The 22,205-nt window shown below is 71.0% G+C and carries 21 protein-coding genes and 4 pseudogenes; 3 read left to right on the top strand and 22 right to left on the bottom strand.

What is annotated here, in order from left to right; all coding sequences use genetic code 11:
- Positions 1 to 186 (top strand): annotated as a pseudogene (locus ACWD6N_RS28240) (IS110 family transposase); the annotation flags it as partial.
- Positions 187 to 296: 110 nt separating this feature from the next.
- Here the strand turns inward: ACWD6N_RS28240 and ACWD6N_RS28235 are convergent.
- Positions 297 to 653, bottom strand: a complete 357-nt coding sequence (locus ACWD6N_RS28235; protein WP_354968235.1) for a hypothetical protein — start codon at positions 651 to 653, stop codon at positions 297 to 299.
- 113 nt (positions 654 to 766) lie between these two features.
- A pseudogene (locus ACWD6N_RS28230) lies at positions 767 to 937 on the bottom strand (DUF7586 domain-containing protein); the annotation flags it as partial.
- Positions 938 to 1,139: 202 nt separating this feature from the next.
- Here ACWD6N_RS28230 and ACWD6N_RS28225 point away from each other — a divergent pair.
- Entirely contained in the window at positions 1,140 to 1,304 is a 165-nt protein-coding gene (locus ACWD6N_RS28225; RefSeq protein ID WP_450005309.1) for a hypothetical protein, read from the top strand.
- Between the two features lie 21 nt (positions 1,305 to 1,325).
- Here the strand turns inward: ACWD6N_RS28225 and ACWD6N_RS28220 are convergent, their stop codons facing one another.
- The 20 genes and pseudogenes from ACWD6N_RS28220 to ACWD6N_RS28125 form a co-directional block, all read right to left on the bottom strand.
- Complete coding sequence (locus ACWD6N_RS28220; protein WP_450005308.1) at positions 1,326 to 2,519, bottom strand: hypothetical protein; 1,194 nt, start codon at positions 2,517 to 2,519, stop codon at positions 1,326 to 1,328.
- A 61-nt stretch (positions 2,520 to 2,580) separates the two neighbouring features.
- A complete protein-coding gene (locus tag ACWD6N_RS28215; RefSeq protein ID WP_387329879.1) occupies positions 2,581 to 3,081 on the bottom strand; it encodes a hypothetical protein in 501 nt (166 codons plus the stop codon).
- A gap of 92 nt (positions 3,082 to 3,173) precedes the next feature.
- Entirely contained in the window at positions 3,174 to 4,184 is a 1,011-nt protein-coding gene (locus ACWD6N_RS28210) for a mechanosensitive ion channel family protein (protein ID WP_387329882.1), read from the bottom strand.
- Between the two features lie 610 nt (positions 4,185 to 4,794).
- Positions 4,795 to 5,814: a C40 family peptidase gene (locus ACWD6N_RS28205; RefSeq protein WP_354968239.1), complete on the bottom strand. Its 1,020-nt coding sequence runs from the start codon at positions 5,812 to 5,814 to the stop codon at positions 4,795 to 4,797.
- Between the two features lie 75 nt (positions 5,815 to 5,889).
- Positions 5,890 to 6,069 (bottom strand): hypothetical protein, encoded by a 180-nt coding sequence (locus tag ACWD6N_RS28200; protein ID WP_387329885.1) that lies wholly within the window; start codon positions 6,067 to 6,069, stop codon positions 5,890 to 5,892.
- Positions 6,070 to 6,306: 237 nt separating this feature from the next.
- Complete coding sequence (locus tag ACWD6N_RS28195; RefSeq protein ID WP_387329888.1) at positions 6,307 to 6,636, bottom strand: hypothetical protein; 330 nt, start codon at positions 6,634 to 6,636, stop codon at positions 6,307 to 6,309.
- A gap of 100 nt (positions 6,637 to 6,736) precedes the next feature.
- A complete protein-coding gene (locus ACWD6N_RS28190; protein ID WP_387329891.1) occupies positions 6,737 to 7,183 on the bottom strand; it encodes a hypothetical protein in 447 nt (148 codons plus the stop codon).
- Positions 7,180 to 7,581, bottom strand: a complete 402-nt coding sequence (locus tag ACWD6N_RS28185; protein ID WP_387329894.1) for a hypothetical protein — start codon at positions 7,579 to 7,581, stop codon at positions 7,180 to 7,182. Before ACWD6N_RS28185 ends, ACWD6N_RS28190 begins: the two co-directional genes overlap by 4 nt.
- Positions 7,582 to 7,700: 119 nt before the next feature.
- Positions 7,701 to 8,690: a DUF932 domain-containing protein gene (locus ACWD6N_RS28180; protein ID WP_387329896.1), complete on the bottom strand. Its 990-nt coding sequence runs from the start codon at positions 8,688 to 8,690 to the stop codon at positions 7,701 to 7,703.
- Between the two features lie 77 nt (positions 8,691 to 8,767).
- Positions 8,768 to 9,025 carry a hypothetical protein gene (locus ACWD6N_RS28175; protein ID WP_354968245.1) on the bottom strand — a complete coding sequence of 86 codons (258 nt, stop codon included), beginning with the start codon at positions 9,023 to 9,025 and terminating at the stop codon, positions 8,768 to 8,770.
- A 74-nt stretch (positions 9,026 to 9,099) separates the two neighbouring features.
- The gene (locus ACWD6N_RS28170) at positions 9,100 to 10,323 is read right to left on the bottom strand and encodes a helix-turn-helix domain-containing protein (protein WP_387329899.1); all 1,224 of its coding nucleotides are present in this window, start codon (positions 10,321 to 10,323) and stop codon (positions 9,100 to 9,102) included.
- A 177-nt stretch (positions 10,324 to 10,500) separates the two neighbouring features.
- The gene (locus ACWD6N_RS28165) at positions 10,501 to 11,091 is read right to left on the bottom strand and encodes a hypothetical protein (protein ID WP_354968247.1); all 591 of its coding nucleotides are present in this window, start codon (positions 11,089 to 11,091) and stop codon (positions 10,501 to 10,503) included.
- 14 nt (positions 11,092 to 11,105) lie between these two features.
- Positions 11,106 to 11,837, bottom strand: a complete 732-nt coding sequence (locus ACWD6N_RS28160) for a hypothetical protein (protein WP_450005307.1) — start codon at positions 11,835 to 11,837, stop codon at positions 11,106 to 11,108.
- 94 nt (positions 11,838 to 11,931) lie between these two features.
- A complete protein-coding gene (locus tag ACWD6N_RS28155) occupies positions 11,932 to 12,624 on the bottom strand; it encodes a hypothetical protein (protein ID WP_387329955.1) in 693 nt (230 codons plus the stop codon).
- A gap of 597 nt (positions 12,625 to 13,221) precedes the next feature.
- Positions 13,222 to 13,662, bottom strand: a pseudogene (locus ACWD6N_RS28150) (replication-relaxation family protein); the annotation flags it as partial.
- 325 nt (positions 13,663 to 13,987) lie between these two features.
- Positions 13,988 to 16,450 carry a type IV secretory system conjugative DNA transfer family protein gene (locus ACWD6N_RS28145; RefSeq protein ID WP_450005306.1) on the bottom strand — a complete coding sequence of 821 codons (2,463 nt, stop codon included), beginning with the start codon at positions 16,448 to 16,450 and terminating at the stop codon, positions 13,988 to 13,990.
- Complete coding sequence (locus tag ACWD6N_RS28140; RefSeq protein ID WP_450005311.1) at positions 16,447 to 18,174, bottom strand: VirB4 family type IV secretion system protein; 1,728 nt, start codon at positions 18,172 to 18,174, stop codon at positions 16,447 to 16,449. Before ACWD6N_RS28140 ends, ACWD6N_RS28145 begins: the two co-directional genes overlap by 4 nt.
- Positions 18,175 to 18,194: 20 nt before the next feature.
- Positions 18,195 to 19,085, bottom strand: a complete 891-nt coding sequence (locus ACWD6N_RS28135; RefSeq protein ID WP_387329908.1) for a PrgI family protein — start codon at positions 19,083 to 19,085, stop codon at positions 18,195 to 18,197.
- Positions 19,082 to 19,999 (bottom strand): hypothetical protein, encoded by a 918-nt coding sequence (locus tag ACWD6N_RS28130; protein ID WP_387329911.1) that lies wholly within the window; start codon positions 19,997 to 19,999, stop codon positions 19,082 to 19,084. Before ACWD6N_RS28130 ends, ACWD6N_RS28135 begins: the two co-directional genes overlap by 4 nt.
- An 11-nt stretch (positions 20,000 to 20,010) precedes the next feature.
- Entirely contained in the window at positions 20,011 to 20,307 is a 297-nt protein-coding gene (locus ACWD6N_RS28125; RefSeq protein ID WP_354968254.1) for a pilin, read from the bottom strand.
- Between the two features lie 524 nt (positions 20,308 to 20,831).
- On the opposite strand from ACWD6N_RS28125, the pseudogene ACWD6N_RS28120 reads away from it, so the two are divergent.
- A pseudogene (locus ACWD6N_RS28120) lies at positions 20,832 to 22,036 on the top strand (IS110 family transposase).
- Positions 22,037 to 22,205 lie beyond the last annotated feature (169 nt).

Below are 22,205 nucleotides of genomic sequence, written 5' to 3'. Positions count from 1 at the left end.
CACGCCAACCCCTGGGCCGCCGACCTCTACCGGCGGGCCCGGGCTCGGGGCCACGACCACCCCCACGCCACGCGAATCCTCGCCCGCGCCTGGCTGCACGTGATCTGGCGCTGCTGGCAAGACGGCGTCGCCTACGACCCCACCCGCCACCGAGCTCTGCAGGCCCTTCTCGCCTCCGCCGCTTGACACAGGGCTACTCATGCCGCCGACCGGGCGCCCTGGGAGGCAGGCTCTCGTCACCCGGCGTAGACATCGGCCCAGGCCCTGTGCACGCCGAAAGTAATGCGGCGGCATGGCTACCTGGAGGGCGAGCCGGAGAGCCACCACGGTTCGCCGACCGGAGTGGCATCCGGCTGCCCCGCCGCGATGAGTGACCGTTGATCGGTCGTTGCCAAGAGCAGCGTGCCGTCGTCCGCGACATGGGCCTCTGCGATCGTGGCGCCGTTGAGGGTGAACCCAGCGGTTAGCCACGTGACCCCGTCGTCAGCGGTGCCCCGAACACGAAAACCTGCCTCGATACACCAGCCGGTGTCCAGGTAAAGGCGGCTTTCGTACGGCGGCGTCGATCGGTTGTCACAGAAGCCGAGGAAAAGCCACGCCTGGCGGAGGCCGATCTCCACGACGAAGCAGCCGGCAAGTTGGTCGGGAGACACGAGTACATGTTGCCTGGCGTCAGACGCTCCGCGCACCCTGATCCGGAGGGCGGCGCCCGGTCGATACCGCCGGGCACCGGCGCCGCCGAGTCGTACGGCTGCCGAGTGAAGACGAAGGTGCCGAGGTCGAGGTGGCTCACCGCGCCTGCTGCGTCGCGCTCGACCCGCAGTCGCTCGCCGGCGAAATTGCCGCAGAGACCCTCCCAACGGCCGTCGTGGTGGGGCTTAGCCGGGTGCCGCGCCCGCCTCCGGACAGCGGGGCCAGCTCCAAGACGCCGTCGGCCAGCGGCCGCAGCACGTAGGAGGCCGGCCCCAACACCGGGGGCCGGCGAGGTTCAGCAGCTCCGGGTCGACCGCGGGCAGCGGCGCCACGGCGCCGGGATCCACGGCTCCCGCTCGGCGACCGTCCGCAGCAGGTCAGCGGCGGTTCGCTGGGCCGCGAACGGCCCGGTCGAAGTCCGCCGTCGTTCGCCACCGCCCGTCGGCGTGCGTCGCGGTTTGTCACTCCGTTGGGCGCGCACCCACGCCCTGTCCCGGCCTGCGGTGGTCTGCGCCACCGTGATGGCCAGCCTCACCGCGTACCAGCCCACCGACGACATCGCCCTGCTGGCGATCCGCGCTGCTGAGGGCAACGCCGCGACCGGGTCCTGATCACGACGCTGACCAGGGCCGTCAGCCGGCCTCGTGGTTCCGCTCCGGCTCAGATCTGTCTCTGCGCGGTGACCCGGACTCGCCGCTCGGTCCCGGTCCGGCCCCGCCGGTCGGGTCCGGCCCACCCTGCTCGTCGGTCAGCTCCGCGTCGGGCTGATAGCGGTACGCCGCCTCCCGTACCGCCGAGTCGGACTCTAGTCCGGCGCCGAGCGCGCCGCCGACCGTCGCCAGCGAGCTGGCCAGCCAGCCTAGCTTGACCTGGTGGGCGACGCCGGCCGGTCGGCCGGTGGATTCAGCGAGCAGGTCCCAGGGGACAAGGGCGATCGCCCCGATGATGGTCAGCGCGGCGAGCGCCACGTACAGCGCGAGGACGCCGATCACCACGGTGAGCACGGTGACCACGTTGAAGAGGACGACCTGCTCCCGGGCGCCCGGGTCGCGTGGAACCCGCTCCCAGAGGCGCGCGCCGAGCACCATGGTCAGCACCACCGCCAGGACGGAGCCGGCCGCGAGCAGGGCGAGCCGCAGGTTGCCCAAGGCCGCCGACAGCTGCCAAATAATGGCGCTCACCAGGGCGAGGACGGCGGTCGCGAAGGCGCCGACCAGCAGCCGGGAGAGCCGGACGGCCAGCCGCCACGGCCGGTTCGCCCGGAGCATGCCGAGCAGCAGCCGCAGGTTGCCGCCGATCACCCCGGCCAGCAGGCCGATGCCGGACGCCTGGTGGTTCACGCGCGCGCCGAGTTCCCGGGCCCGCCGTCCGGTGGCCAGGCGCGGGCGGCGCGGGCCGGCCCGTACCGGGTCGCCGACCGCGTCGGTATCGCCGAGCAGTGCCGCGAGGAGCCGGTCCCCGGCCTCGGCCATCCGCCGGGCCACGGCGACGGGGCCGAGCGCGGGCATGGAAAGGACCGCGACGCCGTGGGTGGTGCTGGCGTGCGCGACGACGGGCCGCCGCGCGGTCTGCAGCGGCAGGTCCGTCACGCAGAGGACCAGACTCCAGCCCTCGGCCAGCATCCGGCGCCGGGCTGCCTCGATGAGCTGGCCGAGGTCGGCCGGCCCTTCGACGAGCCGCGCCACTTGGAGGCGTACCGCCCAGTCGACCTCCGGGACCCGGTTGCGGAGCCGGTCGGCGAGCTCTGTGGCGGCCTCCCGCGCCAGGTCGGCCGCGGCCCCGGGGGCGGCCACGACACCCACGACGACGGACCCGCGCCCGGTCACCACACTCCCGGAGCCGGCTCGGCCCCTCCCCCGGGCGTGGCGCCGGTCCGTGGCGCCGTCGTCAACACTTGAGGTCGTCCTTCAGGATGCTCATCGCCGGCTTCAGCCGCTCGGTGTAGAGCGGCAGCAGGTCCTCCTTGATGAGCGTCCGGGCCGGTTCGTCCACCCGGTTCAGGGCGTACGTCCACTCGATGCTCGTGGTGCCGTCCTCGTGGTCGCTGAAGTACGAGGACCCTTGATGCTGTCGACCATTCCGCGCAGCCGCGGCGAGCTGAAGGTGTCGATCCGGTACGAGAACGAGTTCGGCGGCTCCACCGTGAGCAGTTCTTCCTCGTTGGTCGAGCCGTCGTCCGAGGCGTTCGTCCGGCGCAGGCCTGGGGTGTTCCAGTCGGTGGTGATGCTGCTGGCGCACGATTGCCGGCGAGTGTCCGGTTCTGGGGAAGATGTGGCTCAGGTCGACATCGATGACGTATTCGAAGACCTGACCGGTGGGAGCGTTGACGGTACGGGTGACCCGGACGAAGTCGTCCCCCACCTCGGTGCAGTCCCGGTCGACGCTCATCGCCGCCCCCGTCCCTGTCGCCTGGTCCAGCTAGTCCCCGGTAGGCGCCGACTCATTCATCCGCGCCCGGGCGACCACGCCGGACCCGCTGGTCAGGGCTGGTACTGGCTGCGGGTGCGGGGCAGCCACTGGGGGTGCTGGTCGCGCAGGTAGCGGATCAGTCCCTCGCGCAGGTCGCAGCGCAGGTCCCAGGCGCTGGCGCCGTCCGCGGCCGAGGCCTGCACCTGGATGACCACGGTCTGTGGGGTGGCGTCGACCATCTGGAGCACCCACTGGCCTCGATCCCACAGCGGTGAGGACTCGACCAGTCGGCGTGCCTCCCGGCGCATGTCGTCCAGGTCCGCGGTGTGGTCGACATGGATCTGGATCTTGCCGATCACCCGCGACTCGTCCCGGGTCCAGTTCTGGAACGGCCGCTCGGTGAAGTACGTGGTCGGCAGGATGAGTATCCGCTCGTCCCAGAGCCGGATCACCACGTTGGTCAGCTTCACCTCCTCGACCCGGCCCCATTCGCCGTCCACCACCAGCACGTCGCCGACGTGCAGCCCGTCGGCGAAGGCGACCTGGATGCCGGCGAACGCGTTACCGAGCGCGGTTCGGGCCGAGAGGCCGATCACCGCGCCAACCACCCCGGCTGAGGTCAGAATGGAGATGCCGAAGAGGCGTACCGGCCGGAAGGTGATCAGGATCAGGCCGATCGCGAGGACCGTGACAACGGCCACCGTGAGCCGCCGCACCGGACGGATCTGGGTCCGGGCCCGCCGGACCCGCCGGCTCGTGGCCAAATCACTCGGCAGTCGGCTGAACGCGACCGCTTCGGCGACGTGCAATGCCCTGACCACCAGCCACGCACCGACGGCGATCAGGACCAGCAGGATGGCGTGCCGCAGATAACGCTGCCACCCGGCCAGTCCGGGCGGCAGCGCGTAGTACAGCGCCCCGATCAGCAGGACCGTGGCTGCCGGGCGGCGGCAGGCGAGCCGCAGCGGCTCCAGCAGCCACTTGTAGCGGCCACGGGCAACCCGGCGAACCAGCACGCCGGAGACCAGGTCCACGACCACGGCCGCCGCCAGCGCGGCCAACACGATCAACGCGGTACGCATCAGAAGCCGTTCACCGTGATCCCGATGCCGCCTCTCCCGGGCTCGCGACCGCACCCCCGCGTTCAGGGTGCCATCAGATCCGGTGGCAAGCGGCGGATATCGAGAATGCCAGACGAGACGGTCGGCCTGCCCGCAGGCTTCCTGCGAGCCGACGCAGGATGCGTGATCGGCACCCTATGGCCGGTCGCCGACCTGCCGGGACCGTTCATGCAGCGCTGTCAGCTGCTCTTAGGCGTGCCGGAACGTGCGGCCGGGTGCCGCCCCCCGAGGCGCTGCGCGCCACCCAGCGCTGGCTCGCCGGGAATGCGACGCGGAGCTGGCGGCGTACTTCGCGGGCGAGCCCGCGCCCGCCGAGGCGCCGCCGACGAGGGTTGGCTATTCGCCGACTCGCACTACTGGGGCCCGGTGCTGTCGGGCCGGTGCAGGATGCGGGCAAGGTGAACGCGGTCCACACGCGGGAGGTACATCGGCGCCGGTTGTGTCCGGTCCGCCGGAGCGGTCTCTGCGGCCTCATCCCCGGCCGTGACAGATGCACGGATCTGCCGCGATCCGCTCACCAAGGTCGGCAGTGATGGAGCATCAAGCGGGATCGAGGTGGTATCCGAGGCTGTTACAGCACAACCCGCCTGATGGCGGCGATCTGGCCTAACCAGTTGCTCAGTCGCGAGACCTTGACCACGTCGCCGGTTCTTGGCGCCTCGGTGATCAATCCCTGACCGAGATACATGCCGACGTGGCGGGGGTTGGCCATAGTCCCTTGGCTGCCGGGGATGAAGACGAGGTCGCCGGGTAGCAGGAGCGCCGGGTCGGCCACCGGCTTGCCGGCGTTTACCTGGTCGGTGGTGACGCGCGGGATAAAGATGCCGGCGGCCCGGTACGCGGATTGCATAAGCGAGGAGCAGTCGCATTGGTTGGCGGGGTCACCGGAGTGCGGGTCGGTGCAGGAGCCGCCGAAGTGGTACGGCGTGCCGAGTTGGCTCACGGCCCAGACGATGGCGGTCGCTACGGCGGGTGGGGTGTTGGCGGGTAGCGCGAACCCGGCGGGGAGCGCGTCGAGGGCGTCGGTGGCGCAGTCGACGAGTGTGCTGGTCAGCTGCTCCACGAGGTGCAGGGCGTCGTCGGTCCACCTGGCGTAGGCGTCGGGGAATGCCGACACCTGGACGGCTTGCGCGGCCTGAGTGAGCGGCATCGTCTGCCAGCCAGGCACGGTCTGGAGCCTGTCGAAGAACTTGCCGGCCTGGTAAGCGGGCTCGGACAGTTGCGCGATGGTGCCCCAGCCTTGGCTGGGGCGTTGCTGGAAGACGCCGATGGAGTCGTGGTCGTTGCGGTCGCCGAGGAAGGGCAGGTTGCGCAGGCCGGATTCCTGCATGGCGGTGGCGACGGCGACCGTCCAGCCCCAGCGGGGTACGCCTTTGGTGACCCCGACGTCGACGATCGCGGCGGCGATGTCGAGTTGCTCGGTGTCCCATCGGTCGGGGCCAGGCGGCTGCCCGGAGGGGCGTAGGGCGGACGGGGCGGCGATGGCGCATCCGCCGGGGCCGCCGCCGGTGACGGAGGACAGCAGCAGGAGGGGCAGGCCGAAGCAGGCGATGACGACGACGGTGACGACGCCCATGATGAGCTTTGTCATGGTGATGACCTCTCGGGATAGCCAGAAGGGGTCGGTCTGCGTGCGGGTGTGCGGCTGGAAGCCGCGACGCGCGTTCTAGCGGCGGTAGACAAGGGGGAGTAGATCGGCGTGGGTCTCGCGGAGGAGGTCGGCGATCAGGGTGCTGGCCGGGAACAGCGGGTAGCCCATGTCGACGCGGGTGGGGTAGCGCCAGTCCCAGTGCCCGGGCTGCAAGCTGGGCACGTACCGGAGGGCGTCGGCGAATTCGAGGAACACGGCGCCGTTGATCTGTCCGGCGAGCAGGGGCAGGGGCTGGCTGGCCAGGCGGCCAGGCAGTGGCAGTCGGGGTCGTTGTAGATCGAGCGCGGTTGGCCATGGTGCATCGGGCAGCGGCAGTCGCAGGCGCGCTCGCGGGCATCGCGGTAGGTGCGGTGCATAGATGTCTTCCTTGGTCGTGGAGCACGAAAAGGGTCGTGGGCCGCCCGCTTGGGCGGCCCACGTTGACCGGTCGTTTCAGTCGGTGGACGTGTGGAGGACATTGGCGGCCTGGCGTAGCAGGTGCTCGATGACGAGGCCGGCGTCGTAGACGTCGGCGCGGGTGGCGACCTTTGTGGCGTTGTCCCAGTCCCAGGTGCCGTTGGTCATGGCGGGGACGTGCCAGAGGTCGCCGCCCTGGTCGAGGAAGAGTGCGCGGTCCCGCTGGTTGGGCAGCAGCGTGATGGGTTGGGTGGGCAAGCTGATGGTGCAGGCGCAGCCGGGCTCGTTGTAGGTGGTGCGCGGCAGGCGGTGGTGAATGATGCAGCGGCAGTCGCAGACCCTGCGCCACGGTGGCGTGTACGTCACGGGTTCCTCCGCAAGGGGTGAATGCGCGTACGCCTCGGTCGCCACCGGCGTAGGGGCGGCTTCCGAGGCGTACGCGGTGGGGACGGGTGGTGTCAGGCCGTCATCGGGTCGACGGCGGGGTGCTGGAGATTGCGTCTGGTTCGAGGAGCACGTCGTCCTGAATCTGGCGGGTCTCCTGCACGGTGAGCAGGTGGGCCGGCAGCCGGGGCACGTGTTCGCGCCAGGCGCGGTAGAGACGGTGGGTCCCGTCGATGAGCAGCGGGCCAGGCGGGTGTCCGCTGATGCTGAGCTGACCCACGATCAGCGGGCGGGTCAGGTCGGTGGTCATGGCGTAGGTCCGGTTGAGGGCGGTGCTGGTCGGGCCGATGAGGCCGGTTGCCCACGGGTTGGGGTTGTCGAGATGGGCAAGGCCGTACGCGGCGGCCCACGCCGGCACGTCCACGGGCCGGGTGTCGCGGGGCGACACCGCGATCAGCGCCTGCGCGGCGTCGATCGAGAACACCCACGGCCCGAAGTGGAACCACTGGGGTAGTCGAGAACCGGTCACTGGTGGTCCTTGTTCGCGGTGACGCGGGTGTAGATCGCGATGCAGCGCAGGATCAGCTCGTGTGAGGCCAGGGTCAGCAGCCGTTGCCGCTTGTCGTCGCGGAGCTGGTCCCAGATGAGGACGGTGACGCTGGCCGACCACAGGTCGACGAGGACGCCGTCGATCTTGGCGTGCTGCCGGTGGGCGACGATGCGCCGCAGCGTGTCGATGAGCGTGGCGTCTCCGGGTGGATGGTTGGCGTCGTCGGGTCGTTGCGCTTCGGGCAGCAGGGTGTAGCAGTCCTCGCAGGTGGACTCGACGCGCGGCGGGTCTTCGGTTTCCCACCGCTGAACGTCGGCGGCGGGCAGACCGCACACGGACTGTCGGAGGTCTCGGGGGTGGCGGATGTGGCGGATCATCGGCAGGCCGTTCCGTCTGATCCGCGCCGCCTGGTGCTCGGCGGTGCCATGGGTATGTCCGTTCTCTGCGGGTCGGGGCGGCGGTCGGTGGACCGCCGCCCCGGCGGATTGAGGTGCGGTCAGACCTTCAGCAGGTCGAAGGCGGCCACCTTCAGCTCGCCGACGTTGCCGGTGAGCACCCGGTTCGCGCGGGCGAACTCGTCCTTGGCGGGCTGGTAGTGGTCGAGGTACTCGGTGATGGCCTGGTATCCGGCCCACCGGCTGCCGGTGATGGCCTTCTGGGTGTCGGCCTCGCGGATCAGGTACTTGAGGGTGCCGAGGCGCTGCTTGGCGTTGTTGCGGGTCTGCTCGGAGGCGTTGTCCTTGACCGGCCACACCTGGCCGACGACCTCCTCGAACTCGCGCATGGCCAGCTCGGTCTGAAGCATCCGCTCGGCGGCCTTCTCAAAGGTCTCCATGTACTTCCACATCAGCCCCAGCGCCTCGCGGGCCTGGCTGATCTGAGAGTTGACGTTGGAGGTGTGCCGGAACGTGTAATGACCGACCGAGTGGGCGAAGGCGGCGCGTTGGGTGTTCGCACACACCACTCGGATCGGGCTGGCGTCGACCCGCAGCGCGGCGGTGCCGTCGTGGGAGGTCGTGCCGATCAGGTAGAGGTCGAGGCGGTCCACCCCGGCGATCTCCATCGCTGTAGGCAGCTTCATCGTGACGAACACGCTCTTGCCGCGGCGCAGGCTCCCGGCGGTCTCGAAGTGGGCGCCGCCCACCTGATCGACCAGGCGATCGAGCATCTCGGCGCACTGCTCGTTCTGGACCACGGTGTAGTCAGTGCCGACGATGCCCAGGTACTCGGTATCACCGGTGACCGGGTTGCGGCGCACGGTCATCCGCTTGTCGTCGGCGGGGATCTGCACCTCGACGCCGTTGACGATGTCGATGCCGACGGTGCGGATGGTCCGCACGCCCCAGTCGCCGAGCCGGGCCGCGGCCATGATCTCCTCTGCCTTCATCGTGTCCTGGGTGACGGTGCCCAGCTGGTGCCAGGCCGACAGTCGGGCGCTGGCGAAGGCGGTCATTCCGTCGGCGAACGTCTCAAGTTCGTGCGGCACGGGTTTCTCCTCTTCGATGTGCCACGGGGGCCGAGCACATGCGCTCGGCCCCCGCGACGGGTTCGGGATGGTGCGGGTCAGGACTGTTCGGCGCGACCTTCGCCGGTCGTGATCGCACCGGCGTAGGCGAACGCCATCGGTTCTTCGGTGACCGGGATGAGGTGACCGGTGGCGGCGGCGTGCAGGCAGCACGTGGTGACGGCGCTGGTGCCGATGCGGCGCCCACCGAGGGTGGCGTTGATGAAGCGGGCGATCTCGTGCGGCTTCAACGGATGGCCCGGCCGCTCGGCGAGGTAGTCCAGAACCAGGTCAGACAGTGGCCGGACATCGGGCATGGGGTTTCTCCCGGTGAGCAGGTTCCCGGGGCCGGGCGGTGGCCCGGCTCCCGGGTGACGTCGGCCGTGCCGGGTCAGGACTGCGTGGTGTCGTCGCTTGCCTGCCCGGTGCCGTCCGCGTCGGCTCCGGCGGTGGTGCCGGTGTCGGCCGGCGCGGAGTACGCGAAGGTCAGCGGCGCGTCGGAGACCAGGAGGATCCGGCCGCCGGCGGCGGCCTTGGTGCAGTTGTTGCGCACCGCCCCGGAGCTGACCGCGCGACCGAGCTGTCCGCTGATGGCGGTGGCGATGTCCTGCGGGCTCATCGCCCGGCCCGGGTTCGCGGCCAGGACGGTGAGGGTGAGCCTCTCCAGCTCGCCCCGGCCGAACGGTTGGCTGCCGTCGGCGTTGGCGGTCGCGTCGCTGCGGCGGCCCACGCTCGCGGTGATGCCCGTCGCACGCGACGGCGTGCGACGGGGCAGGGTGACGACGTGGGTCTCGCCGTCCGACGCGACGACGTGCAGCGTGCCGTCCGCCCGGATCAGGGGCAGCACCGCCGCCGTGGCGCTCGGCGCGGTCGCCAGGGCGCGGATGACCTGGTAGCACAGCGGGCAGCGAGGCGGCTCCGGGTTCGGGTCGACCTCGCTGGCCTTGGTCGGGCCGGCGATCCACCGTTGCGGCGGGCCGGGCAGCCGGCGGGCGGCGTCGGCCTGCTCCATCGCGGTGAGCAGCCGGGAGGCGCTCGGGTGACTGATACCGCTCTCGGCGACGATCACGTCGAGGGTCGCGCCGCTGTCGCCGTAGTCGGCCAGGACGCCCTTGATGGCCATGACCTTGCGGTCACCGGGTCGAGTGGGCTGCACGGCGGCGACCGTCGGTGCCTGCTCGTCCTCGCGACCGTCGGCGTCGTCGTCGGGTGTGTCGTCGGGGTCGGTCGCGTCGTCGCTGCCGTCGTCCGGTCGGTCGTTCTCGGCGTCGGCGCCGTGGACCGCATCGGTGGGCTGGTCGGCCATCTCCATGCGCGCCTGGTCGGCCGCGATGTCGGAGTCCGGGCCGCCGATGTCGGCCGCATCGGCGGACAAGAGGGCATCGACGGAGCTCGGCGGGGTGAGGGTCCACCGGGTAAGGGTGCCCTCGGCCGGGTCGGCGCCGGTGTCCACCGCGACGATGACACCGGCGTCGGCCAGGGTCTTGATCGCCTTGTCGGCGGTCGAGCGAGCCTTGCCGGACTTGTCGGCCAACTCGTGGACGTTGCCCTGACCGAGATCGGTCAGAGCATCGAGGACGGCCTGCGTGGCAGGCGTCAGGGACAGGTGTTCCATCAGGGTTTCCCTCCTCGGGAACTGGTGGGGACGCCCGGCACGGTGGTGTGCCGGACGTGGTGCGCCGAGTTGCGGGCAGCGGTCAGCGCGGTAGGCGCGTGACGTAGTGCGCTGGCGAGGGGTGCCGCCTAGGTGCGGCCCGGTAGTCGTGGCGGTGGATGGTGCCGCGCCGGCCGGTCAGTGGCAGGGGAGTGTCTCGCCGGCGGTGGCCTGCAGGATGTAGAGGCGGTCCTCGGTCGGGTCGCGGTAGATCCCGGCGTCGCCGTGGGACAGCCACAGCGGGTTGACGCTGCCGGGCGGGCGGAGCCTGGCGTCGGACGTGCCGACCTTGATGTGGGTGGCGTGTCCGGCGAGGTTCTGTCGGCGGCAGGAGTCGGTGTGTGGCAGGACGACCAGGACCGTGTCACCGGGGTTGACGTAGCGCCGCCGCACCGACCGGCCCGGGTTCGCCTGCGCGTACGCGGCCCGTGCCTCGTCGCCGATGAGGGTGTCGATCCAGTTGCGGGCGTACCGGTACTCGCCGGCCAGCTCCCTGATGGTCTCCACCGGGCCGGCGACCGTGCTGGTGGAACCGTTCAGGTCGTCTTCGTTGATCAGTAGGGTGCGCAGCTGGTCCACCGCGTGCAGCAGTTCGGTGCGCAGGTGCCGCAGGGTGGCGGCGGCTTCGGGCAGGTGCGCGGCGGCGGGGACCGGGTCGGCGGCGTGTTGGTCGAGGGTGCGCTCGGTCGTCGCGGTGATCCAGCGACTGATCGTGTCGAGGTGCGGCATGAGGTTCCCCTCCTTCAGCTGGTCAGGTGGGCGAGTTCGGCGGGGTCGAGTTGGTTCGGGGTGCGGTTGCGCCAGGTGTCGGAGTGGCGCAGGTGCCACCAGCGCAGCAGCGACCGGCAGGCCGAGGCGAGGTCGTCGCACGCGGGCAGCGGGTACGCCATCGTGGGTGGGGTCTGGTGGTGCAGCAGGGTGATGTACGCGGTTGGCGTCCACCCCGGGGCGGTTTCGGTGACCTCGCCGATCACCCGGTCCGGGTAGGGGATGTCGAAGGCGCTGGTGGCCTCGCTGTCGGGCACCACCAGCCAGGTGCGGGCCTCGGTGCGGTGCAGGGTGGCGACGCCGCGCGACGGGTCACCGGGGTACAGCAGGAGGTGCCGCTGGTCGCCGTCGCCGATCGTTCGGTGGTTGCGCCAGGCGCGGTAGGCGCCGACGAGCACGGTGCCGAGCACGATGTGTCGCTCGCGGGCGGCGAGCGCCTCGGTGAGGGCTTGGTGGTAGCCGGCCATGTGCAGGTCGGCGCGGGCGGCCAACCCCTGTCGTGCCCTCTCGGCGAGCGCACCGGTGCGGGCGAGGGCCTCATCGAGCGTGGTGGTGCTGTCGGTGAAGTCGCGGGCGGTCTTGTGCAGGACGCGGGCGAGGTCGCCGAGGGCGTCGAGAGTGGCGGTGTCGTGGCGCCACAGGTGCTCGGGGAGGACGTCGTTGGTGTCGGCGGCGATGCGCCGCAGCGCCGGGTCGGTCAGGAACACGGGGATCTCCTTGGCGAGCGGTCGGGTTGGGGGCATGGCGACGACCGGTCGCAGCGGGGCTGCGACCGGTCCTTTGGTCCGTCAGGCGTTGTGGTTAGGCGATGGCGACGGCGCACAGCCGTGCGGTGGAGCCCAGGCTGCGCAGGTAGCCGCATGCCTCGTTGAGGAAGCGGAACCGGTCGGCCACGGAGTCACTGGCCGGGGTGAGTAGGCGGCCGTCGGTGGTGATCAGCGCGTCGCCGATCAGGGCGATGCGCCAGTGCAGCCCGACGTACGTGGCTTCGCCGGCCTGGTAGACGGACAGCTCGTACGGGTTGAAGGAGAAGGCGAGCATCGCCAGGACTCGGGGTTGCTGCTCGAAGCGGCGGCGGGCCTCGGCCAGGCGGAGCTTGGTCGGGTCGGCCTGGTGCTGGGCGAGGTAGTCCTCCCACGGATGGGCCGCACGGGTTGTCGCGGCGATGTGGGTGTTCCAGGCACGCCAGCGCAGGGCGGCGTCGTTGGCGGCCTTGGCCGCGGTGCCGGTGAGGTCGAGGCGACCCTTGCGGCCTCCGGCGGCCATGGTGAGCGCGCCGAAGCGGCGGGCGGCGTCGAGGAGGTAGTAGCCGAGGAAGCGGGTCAGCCAGCCGATGAGGCGGCGGTGGCGGACGTGGTAGCGGCGGGCCGGGGTGCCGTCGGCGTGCAGGAGGTCGTTGACCTTCTCCGAGGCGGCGAACCAGTCGGCGTCTTCGCCGGGGGCGAAGCAGACGGTGACGACGACCTGGTCGGACGGCGGCATGGGCGTGGGCATGGCAGGGTGCTCCCTTCGGGCAGGGGTGGGCGTGGAGGGTGTGCGTCGTGGTGCCACCGGATCGCGGCGTCTGCGCCGGGAAGCTGCCGTGCAAGGGCGCGGGGCGTGGATCACGAGCCGACCGGGAGGTGGGCTGTGGGTGATCCCGCTGGCGCGGGCAGGTCCAGGGGACAGACGGGCGGCGGTGCGAGCAAAAGAAGAAGCTGCACCGTAGCGTCGCGACCTGACAGCACCAGCTCTGTCAGGATTGCCGAGGACGCCTCTGAGCTGCGCTGACAGGATTTCGTCGCGAGACTGCCAGGGTCTGTCAGAACACGAAGCCGCTCTCGTCGTAGTTCGGGTTGTCCGCGACGGGCTGGCCGTGGTCGCTGGGCAGCTCGGTGAGCCGGACTCGGCCGGTGGCGCCGCCAGCAAGCCAGACCGCGTCGGCGGGGTCGGTGGGTGGGTGGCGGTCGCGAGGGGAACGCTGTCGCGCCGGCCGCGCAGGAGTCGGTGCAGGTGTTCCTCCCGGTGCTCGCTGCCGAGCCAGAACAGCACCGGGTAGCGGGGGCCGCCGCGGCGGATCAGCTGCGCGTACCGGTCGAGCTTGGCCACCACCCGACCGAGGGGTTCGGTGCCGGTGTCGGCCTCCAGGAAGAATCCCACCGTGGTGTGCGCGACGCTGAACAGGCCGTGCCCGTCGGCGGTGATGGTCCGGAACTGCTTGGTGGTCTTCGTCTCGGACCACCACCGGTCCAGCCGCGCCTGCGGGTGCTGGCGGGTGTGCACGGTGAGCCGAACGAAGAACTCGTTGGCGATGCGCAGGTGGGTCAGGTTCGGGTTGGCCGAGAGCCGGTCGACGCCCTGGCGGCTGGCGCGCACGGTGGGCTCGGGCCGGTGGTGAGCGGCGGCCTGGAACCGGTGCCCCTGGTGGCCGAGCGTCCAGTGCCACGGCTGGCTACCACCCCCGGCGCGGGCGAACCGGAAACGGTCCAGCAGGCCCAAAGCGGCGAGCTCGCCGAGGCGGATCTGACAGGTTCGGCGGGCGAGGAACAGCATGCGGTGGATCTGATCGGTGGTGAGGACTTGGTGGTCGTCGAGCAGCTGCAGAAGCCGACGGTCACGGCTGGTGATGTGGGGGTAGATGGCCAGCAGGCTGGCCGAGCGTGATTGCGGCATCGGTGCATACACCCCTGGAGAGAGAGTCCCGGAGGGAGTCTGGATGAGTTGATCTCGATGTCGGTGCTGGCGTCGGGTGAGTTGCGGCAGGTCAGGCACCTGACAGACCAGGTGTAAGGGACGCGTGTGGGGTCTCGTGTCGCGGACACCCCCACACGAGCCCCCGGTGCCGCACCCAGCCGAGCCCCCACACGAGCCGCAGGGCTCAGCGGTCGCGGTCGGTCATGCGCCGCTTCATCGCGGTACGGGCGAGCTGCTGCATCGGCGGCTCACCACCGTTGCGGCTGTGGGCGGCGGCGCACTCCTGCCGGATCGCGGTCGCCTCACCCACCGGCGGCGCCGGCGGGTTGGTCACGAAGGTGAACCCGGGCAGCTCCCGGTTGCCGACCAGCAGCCGGGCGGCGGCGGTGTACACATCGAGATGCGCGAGGTCATGCTCGTCGAGCTCCGGTTTGGTGTGTCGGGACAACTCCCGCGCGTCGGCCGGGTCGACGGTGAAGAACAGCTTCGACCGTGCGTTGGCCGACACCGCCGCGGCGATGTCGTGGGGCAGTTGCGCCAGGTCCTGGTGCGCCAGGACCAGCCCGAGCCGGAACCCGCGCGCCTCGGCCAGCATGTCGCCGACGTTGCCGGGCAGCGTGAGGAAGTTGTGGCACTCATCGATGTAGAGGCTGGCGTCTCTGCGCTGGTCTTCGGCGATGTTGGCGCGGGCGATGGCGGCCTGCCACACCCGGGCGACGATCATCGAGCCGAGGATGCGGCTGGTCTCCTCACCGAGGATGCCCTTGGGTAGCCGGCACAGCAGCACCCCGCCGTCGAGCACCCGGCCCATGTCGAACGACGAGTGGGCGTTACCGATCACCGATTTCACGAAGTCCCGCAGCAGGAAGGCTCGGAGTCGGGCGAGGACGGGTGCGATGACCTGGCCGCGGAACTGCTCGTTGATGCCGTCGTACCAGAGCCAGAACCCGCCGAGGCCGTCCGGGTCGTCCAGGCCGTGGGTGAACCGGGCCCGGAAGTCCCGGTCCTGCAGCAGCGACGGGACCAGGCTCAGGGTTGGTTTCGCGTGGCGCATCAGCGTGAGGCAGGCGACCCGCATGGTGTCGTCCATGCGGGGCCCCCACTGGCCCTGGAAGATTTTGGCGAAGATGCCGACGAGGTTGTCGACGGCCAGGTGCGGGTCGCCGCCGTCATCGAGCGGGTTGAAGCAGCCGGGGTTCTCCTGATCCGGGTCGATGATCACGATCTTCTTGGCCTGCGAGGCGGGCAGTCGGTCGAGGATGTCGGTGATCAGGTCCCCGCGCGGGTCGATGACCACGGTCCCGCGCCCGGACTTGATGTCGCCGAGGATCATGTTCAGCAGCAGCGTGGACTTGCCGACGCCGGTCTTGCCGACGACGTGCACGTGCTGGCGGGCGTCGGCGACAGCGAGGCCGACGCTGTGGTGGCCGATCTGCGAGCGGCCCAGCACCTTCACGCCCCGGCCGCCGGAGGGGACCTGCACGGGCGCCGGCACGGCCTTGGCCCGGGCCCGATCGAGGCCCGGGACGGCGAGGTCCTGCGGCAGGGCGGCGAGGGCCGCGAGTTCCGCGACGGTGGCCAGGAACCCGCGCCGCAGTCGCCGTCCGGCGATCGTGGCCACCGGCTGGGGCATCTTCATCCGCCGCAGCCGATTCGGGCCGGTGTACGCCGCGGCAGCTGAGGCGATGGTGTGCCTGAGCCCGACGAGGCGTGAGCGGACTTGGGCGGCCCGTTGCGGGTCTGGTGGGGACGTGCCGGCGTCGGCCGCGACGGCGAACCGGACTGCGATTTCGTAGTGCGGTACCCGCACGGCCTTGTCCACGATGGTGCGGGCGTCGGCGGCGGCCACCGGGTCCCGCTCGCCCGGACGCACCACGGGGGCATGGGTGTGTGGCCGCGACGAGCCGGGTGTGAACACGTCGAGGAACCACAGCAGGGGCTCGATGGCCACCCGCACCGCCCCGGTGACGGCGCGGGTGGCCAGGTCGGGCCGCCCGTGGCGATGGTTGCTGGTGCTCGCCGCGGCCCGTCGGGCTAGGCGGACGCGGCGGGTGGGTGCCGGGCGGGCGAGGATCTGCACACAGGCGTGTTCGCGGTGGCGTACCTGGGCGCCGGCGGCGAGCAACGCCCGCAGTGGGTCGGTGTCGTGCTCGCTGCGCAGCGGCAGCCCGTCGGTGTGCTGCGGCCAGTGCGCCCCGCCCACCTGCTCGGCGACGGTGGGCGGAATCGGCGGTGCGGCGCCGGAGGTGGTGAGGGTGGCCGCGGGCCAGGCCGCCCGGACGGCGGCCTCGACCGCGCCGTCCGGCACCGTGCCGGGCACCCAGACCCGGATGGTCAGGGACCGGCCGGTCCAGATGTACTCCCAGCCGACGTGCGCGATGCCGAACAGGCGCTGCTGCCACACCGACGGCGTCAGCACGCCGACAAGTGTCATCCAGAACGCCGCGGCTGCCTCGGCGGTGACCTCCGGCGGGGCGGCGATGCTCAGCCACCGTGCGCCGATCGTGAACCGCTTGTGCCGCCAGGCGAGCACCTGATCGTGGCCGAACACTGCGGCGAGGATCGCGGCGGCGGCGATGAAGCCCAGCCACGGCCGGGCGATGATCCAGTGCCCGACGTCGCCGGGCCAGGTCGCAGTGGTCATCATTCGGCTTCCCCGATTCCGGTCACGGCGAGCGTGTGCTCGGCCGCCGATCCGACACTGCGGAACGGGATCCGGCTACGACCAGCAACGAGCAGCCCCTCACCGCGCGGCGCCGACAGCAGCAGCCTCGACTCCCCAGCGGTCAGGCCGAACGCCTCGGACACCGCGTCGATGGACTGCGTGGACTGGCGCATCAGCACCTGCGTGGCGGCGTTGGACACCACCGCCAGGCCGAGGTCACTCGACAGGACGTCGGCCGCGTCCTGGGTGATGACGCACAAACCTGCGGAGCGCTTGCGGGCGGCCTTGGCCATCCGGAACAGGAACCGCGCGCCTTCGCCGTCGCGCATCAGCAGCCACGCCTCGTCCACGACGACGAGCCGTCGACGCCGGCGGGCGCCCGCGGGCGCAGTGTCGATGCCGGCCCAGATCGAGTCGAGGCCGAGCAGAGTTCCCACGGTGCGCAACTCGTCGGGCAGGTGCCGCAGGCTCCACACCACCAGGTGGCCCTCCGGACGGGTGGATGTCGGCCCGTCGAACATGCTGGCGAAGTTGCCGACCGTCCACGGCGCGAGCCGGGCGGCCAGGTGCCCGGCGGCGGGGTCGCCCTCCGCGTCGAGGGTTGCGGCCAGGTCGCGCAGCAGCGGCGCGGGTGTGGTCCAGGTGCCCGGGTCGCCGTTGATCCCGGCCCGGTTGTAGGTGGCGGTGATCGCCCGGTCCAGAGCGGCGCGTTCGGCCGGCGGCGGTGCCGCGCCGAGCATGACCGAGATCAGCGTGTGCAGGTACAGCCCGCGCCGCGTCAGGGTGTCGGGACGGTTGTCGGCGGGCAGGTCGAACGGGTTGACCCTGACGCCGGGCTGACCGAGCTGCACGACGGCGCCGCCGACGTGCTCCGCGAGGGGCGCGTACTCGTCCTCGGGGTCGATGACCGACACCGTCGTGCCCTGGTACAGGTTGCGCAGCACCTCGAGCTTGACGAAGTAGGACTTCCCGGCGCCGCTGCGCGCCAGGACCACACTGTTGTGGTTGTCCTGCGCCCACCGGTTCCAGATCAGCACCCCGTTGGAGGTGGTGTTGACCCCGTACAGCACCCCCTGTGGTGGGGCGACGGTGCCCGGGGCCGGTGCGGCGAGGTCGGCCGAGGCGAGGGGGAACGCCGCCGCGAGGGCGGTGGTGTCGAGGATGCGGCGCATCCGTAGCGGGTCCACGCCGACCGGCAGCGTGGCCACCCAGCCCTGCTGGTGGCGGAACGTCGCCGGCTGCACGTCAAGCAGCACGCTGGCCGCGGCGGACTTCACGCCCGCGGTGACGGTGGCGAGTTCGTCGAGGGTACGGGCGTGGATGGTGACGTAGATGCCGACGTCGAAGAGCTTCGCCGCCCCGCGGGCGACGCGTTCGGCGAGGTCGGCGGCGTCGGCCGCTGCCGCCTCGACCATCGGGTCGCCCAGCCGGCCTTGGCCGGCGTCGAGGCGGCGGGAGGATTCGAGGCGGGCGCGCTGGCGCTTGAGCATCGGCGCGGCCAGTTGCGGCGCCACCGGGTCCAGGTGCACCGCGACGTCGACCCGCCCGGGGTAGGACAGCAGCGCGTCGAGCCAGGCGGGGCCGACCTCGGCCGGGTAGCCGCACACCGCGTAGGTGGCGGCGTACCCGTCGCCGACCTGCACGTGCCACGGCGTGACCGACAACGCGGCCGGGGAGGGCATCCCGTCCCCGGCCGCGACACTCATCTTGCGCTTTTTCAACAGGTTCACGATGTGCTCCGCAGGGTGATCGGGGCGCCGGGTACCGCACGCGGGCCAGGCACCGGTGGGGAGAACGGATCGACCGCGCCGGCCAGCGCGGAGGCGACAGCCGGCCCGTCCAGAGCGGCGGCTTCGACACCGAGCCCGCACAGGGCGCGCACAGCCGTGTCGGCCGCGTACTCGCCGGTGACGACGGCGAGGACCTGGCGGCGCAGCGGATCGCGCTGGCTGTCGAGGTCGAGCAGGAACGAGGCGTAGTCGTCGGCGGCGGCTTGCAACGCCGGGTGCGCCAGGCGTGGCGCGTGGTCGGCAGTTGCCTGCGCGTAGACGCTCAGGTCGTGCCGCTGCGCGGCCACGACGATCTGCGCCGGCCCGGTCAGGCTGTTGAGGAACCGGCCAAACCCCTCCAACAGGGCCCCCTGCTCACCGCCGGTGCGCAGGTGGATGTTTGTCGTGCCGCAGGCGATCAGGACCTTGCCGCTGCCCTCACTGGTTAGGACTCCGGTCGGGCTGACCGCCGTGACCGGAGAGTGCAGCGGCGTCGGAAGGCTCGGCTTGCCGGCCACGTCCGCGACCGAGCTGACCCGAGCCCTACCCGGTGTGAGGGTGCGCGGCCTGCGGCTGAGCGCGAACCCGTGTCGCAGCCACACGTCCAGCGGCAGGCCGTCCCGGCGGCCGAGCGCCACCACGACCGCCACGGCGAACACGACTGCCCCAGCGACGATCCACGCCACCTGCGGCAGCAGATGCCCGAACGTGCGGTAGACACCGAACCCGACCAGGCCGGCACCGCCGACGATGCCCAGCTGCCGGAACGTCAGCCCGAACGCGATGCGGTCGGGCTCGTTGACATTGGCCGGGACAACGGCGCGCGGCACGGTGTCCTCGATCGTCATCGCCCACCTCGCAAGGCCGCACGTCCGAGCCTGCCGAGCGGTAGACGACGGGTGATGCCCTGGATGACCACTGCCCGCAGCAAAACCCCGCCGCTGTTCGGCGACCCCTTGCCCGTCGCGTAGCGACCCATCAGTCCGGGGATCTTGACCGTCATCCACAGAACCACGGCGACCAGCAGCAGATTCAACACGTCCGAGCCCGGCAGACCGATCAGGACCGGAACGCTCGCATCCGGGTCGGTGAGCAGGTGGATGCCGGTGGAGAACGCGATGGCCTGCAGCACGGCCGTGCCGAGGCAGCCCAGCAGGCTGCGCCACCACAGTTCGGCGGTGGGTTGCGTCCAGGGCAGGCAATAGCAGGCCAGCGCGAGCGGGGCGAGCCCGGCCAGGATGACCAGTACCGCAACGCGTACGACCCAACCGGTGACGAGGGTGAACATCAGTCCGACGATCAACAGCCCGATGATCAGTGCGATGAGGGCGTTGGCCGGATCGATGAGGGCGGCGGCCACGTGGGTGCGGGCCAGCGTGACAGCTTGCGTGGTCGGAGCCGTAGTGCCGACCATGGCCACAGTCAACGCGTTGGCGACATCGATGAGCACGGCGCAGAGTGGGACCGCAAAGTTCGACAGGATGAACCCGACGACTAGGCGTGGCACGAGTTCCTTGACGCCGTATCGCATCTCGACCGAACTGCTGGTCATCGTCACGATACCGGCGGTTACCAGCGCGAGGATGTAGCAGGCGTTGACGACCAGCGCGCTCTTCGCGGCGATGGTCTGCACCTGCGGCAACACGGTGACGTCCGGCGACAGGAACATCGACGACGTCAGATAGGCCAGCAGCCCGCCGAGGAGCTCTTGCAGCCGCTCGGCGAGCCATTCCACCAGGCCATTCATCATCCAGTTGACCATGACAGATGTCCTCAGCCGCCGATGATGCCCTGCAGGACCTGCAGGATCACGGGGGAGAGGACCGTCAGCGCGTAGCCGATCAAGGCGGACTTGAGGTTGCCCTTCGCCTGCTCGACCTGGGCCGGGTCACCGCCGGCGGCCATGTAGCGGAGGCCGCCGATGACCAGGAACATTGTCGCGACCAGCGCGATGATGCCCATGATCCACGTGGTGATCGAGGAGATGACCTCGTTGATGGATTTTGGAGCCGCGAGTGGCTGCGGCGCGGCGGCAGCGAGGTCGGACAGGACTGACAGAGTCGTGTGCATTGCGACGCTCCACAGGAGATCGGCGGGCCGCCGCGGTGGGGACCAGGGCGGAGCTTCGACTGGGCCGGTGGGGGCGCTCCTCCCTTGCGCTATGGGATGGGTTGCGGTGTCAGTACGCCGCGCCAGCCGTGCCGGACCAGTGGCCTCGCCGGATGGGAGGTCCCCACCGGGCGGGCATGCCGTGGATGACATGCACTGCCCAGATCTCGGCTGTCAGGCCGATCGAACTCGCCTGGCGCCTGTCACGACCTGACAAGACCGGTCAGCGACTCACGTAGTCCCCCCCGTTACCTTTTTGATCGTCCCCAGCCGGGGACTGCTCGGTCGCCCGGCTCGGTATGACTTACTGCCCCTGTCGTTCGGATGATCCGGGGGGTGTTGTCGCCGGGCCGGGTGGCGCCGATGGACCGCTGATAGGGACACGGCCACCCGCTTTGTTGGGGTAGGTCTCTTCGTAACGTGGCTGCCGGCAGTCGACGCCTGATCGACCGGGTTGACGGGTGACGTCGCGGGGAGGCGATGCGGTGCACGGCGACTACCAGGTGTTTCTCGGTCTCGATGTCGGCAAGGACGGCCACCACGCCGTCGCCTTGACTCGGGACGGCAAACGGCTGCACGACGGGGCGCTGGTCAACACCGAGGCGAAACTGCGGCAGGTGTTCGACAAGCTCGGCCGCCATGGCCGCGTCCTGGTCGTGGTCGACCAGCCCGCGACGATCGGCGCGCTGCCCGTCGCGGTAGCCCGAGCGTGTGGTCATCAAGTGGCCTACCTGCCCGGACTCGCGATGCGACGGATCGCCGACCTGCACCCCGGCAGCGCCAAGACCGACGCCCGCGACGCCTACGTGATCGCCGACGCCGCCCGCACCTTGCCGCACACGCTGCGCCGAGTCGACGTCGGCGACGAGACCCTGGCCGAACTCGAGGTCCTGGTCGGCTTCGACGACGACCTGGCCGGCGAGTCCACCCGGATCGCCAACCGCATCCGCGGGCTGCTCACGCAGATCCACCCTGCTCTGGAACGGGTGCTGGGGCCGAAGGTGCAGCACAAAGCCGTCCTGGAGCTGCTGTCGCGCTGCGGCGGACCGGCCGGGCTGCGCAAGGCCGGCCGCCGCAAACTCACCGCCATCGCCAGCAAGAACGCGCCCCGCATGGGCGAACGCCTCATCGAGCAGGTCATGACCGCGTTGGACGAGCAGACCGTAGTCGTCGCGGGCACGACCGCTGCGGAAACGGTCCTGCCCCGGTTGGCTGACAGCCTGCGCGACGTGCTCAAACAGCGCGACCAGGTCGCCGCCGAGGTGGACAGGATGCTTGATGCGCACCCTCTTACCGAGGTCCTGACCTCGATGCCCGGCATCGGCGTCAGGACCGCAGCCCGGATCCTGCTCGAAGTCGGCGACGGCACCGCGTTCGCCAGCCCAGGCCATCTGGCCGCCTACGCCGGCCTGGCACCTGTCACCCGCCGCTCCGGCAGCAGCATCCGCGGTGAACACCCACCCCGGGGCGGCAACAAGCAGCTGAAACGCGCCTCTTCCTCGCCGCGTTCGCGGCCCTGGCCGACCCGGTCAGCCGCGCCTACTACGACCGGAAACGCGCCGAGGGCAAACGCCACAACGCTGCCCTGATCTGCCTCGCCCGACGCCGCGTCGACGTCCTGTTCGCCATGCTCCGCGACAAGGTCCCCTACCAACAACGCCCGCTGCCCACCGCAACCGTCGCCGCTTGACAAAACCATAGGGACACCCCCCCCGGGACCGCGAACCAGGAAGGTTGGCGCGGACCGGAACGCCAAGAGGCCGTCCCGGGCGTTCGCACGAGACGGCCTTGTGCCGAGACCAGTAAGGGATCGGCGTGCGGCCCAACAACAGAGCCAGGAGAGTGCTCGGAGTGAAACT

It is taken from the genome of Micromonospora sp. NPDC005163, assembly GCF_053599835.1.
This window is presented reverse-complemented; position numbering and strand designations above follow the sequence as displayed.

What these genes read in the sequence shown, in the direction of transcription:
- ACWD6N_RS28145 (WP_450005306.1), bottom strand. Translation starts at nt 16,450, where the DNA reads ATGATGACCACTGCGACCTGGCCCGGCGACGTCGGGCACTGGATCATC.
- ACWD6N_RS28130 (WP_387329911.1), bottom strand. Translation starts at nt 19,999, where the DNA reads ATGGTCAACTGGATGATGAATGGCCTGGTGGAATGGCTCGCCGAGCGG.
- ACWD6N_RS28140 (WP_450005311.1), bottom strand. Translation starts at nt 18,174, where the DNA reads ATGAGTGTCGCGGCCGGGGACGGGATGCCCTCCCCGGCCGCGTTGTCG.
- ACWD6N_RS28155 (WP_387329955.1), bottom strand. Translation starts at nt 12,624, where the DNA reads ATGCCCACGCCCATGCCGCCGTCCGACCAGGTCGTCGTCACCGTCTGC.
- ACWD6N_RS28175 (WP_354968245.1), bottom strand. Translation starts at nt 9,025, where the DNA reads ATGCCCGATGTCCGGCCACTGTCTGACCTGGTTCTGGACTACCTCGCC.
- ACWD6N_RS28165 (WP_354968247.1), bottom strand. Translation starts at nt 11,091, where the DNA reads ATGCCGCACCTCGACACGATCAGTCGCTGGATCACCGCGACGACCGAG.
- ACWD6N_RS28215 (WP_387329879.1), bottom strand. Translation starts at nt 3,081, where the DNA reads ATGAGCGTCGACCGGGACTGCACCGAGGTGGGGGACGACTTCGTCCGG.
- ACWD6N_RS28205 (WP_354968239.1), bottom strand. Translation starts at nt 5,814, where the DNA reads ATGACAAAGCTCATCATGGGCGTCGTCACCGTCGTCGTCATCGCCTGC.
- ACWD6N_RS28185 (WP_387329894.1), bottom strand. Translation starts at nt 7,581, where the DNA reads ATGATCCGCCACATCCGCCACCCCCGAGACCTCCGACAGTCCGTGTGC.
- ACWD6N_RS28210 (WP_387329882.1), bottom strand. Translation starts at nt 4,184, where the DNA reads ATGCGTACCGCGTTGATCGTGTTGGCCGCGCTGGCGGCGGCCGTGGTC.
- ACWD6N_RS28135 (WP_387329908.1), bottom strand. Translation starts at nt 19,085, where the DNA reads ATGACGATCGAGGACACCGTGCCGCGCGCCGTTGTCCCGGCCAATGTC.
- ACWD6N_RS28125 (WP_354968254.1), bottom strand. Translation starts at nt 20,307, where the DNA reads ATGCACACGACTCTGTCAGTCCTGTCCGACCTCGCTGCCGCCGCGCCG.
- ACWD6N_RS28170 (WP_387329899.1), bottom strand. Translation starts at nt 10,323, where the DNA reads ATGGAACACCTGTCCCTGACGCCTGCCACGCAGGCCGTCCTCGATGCT.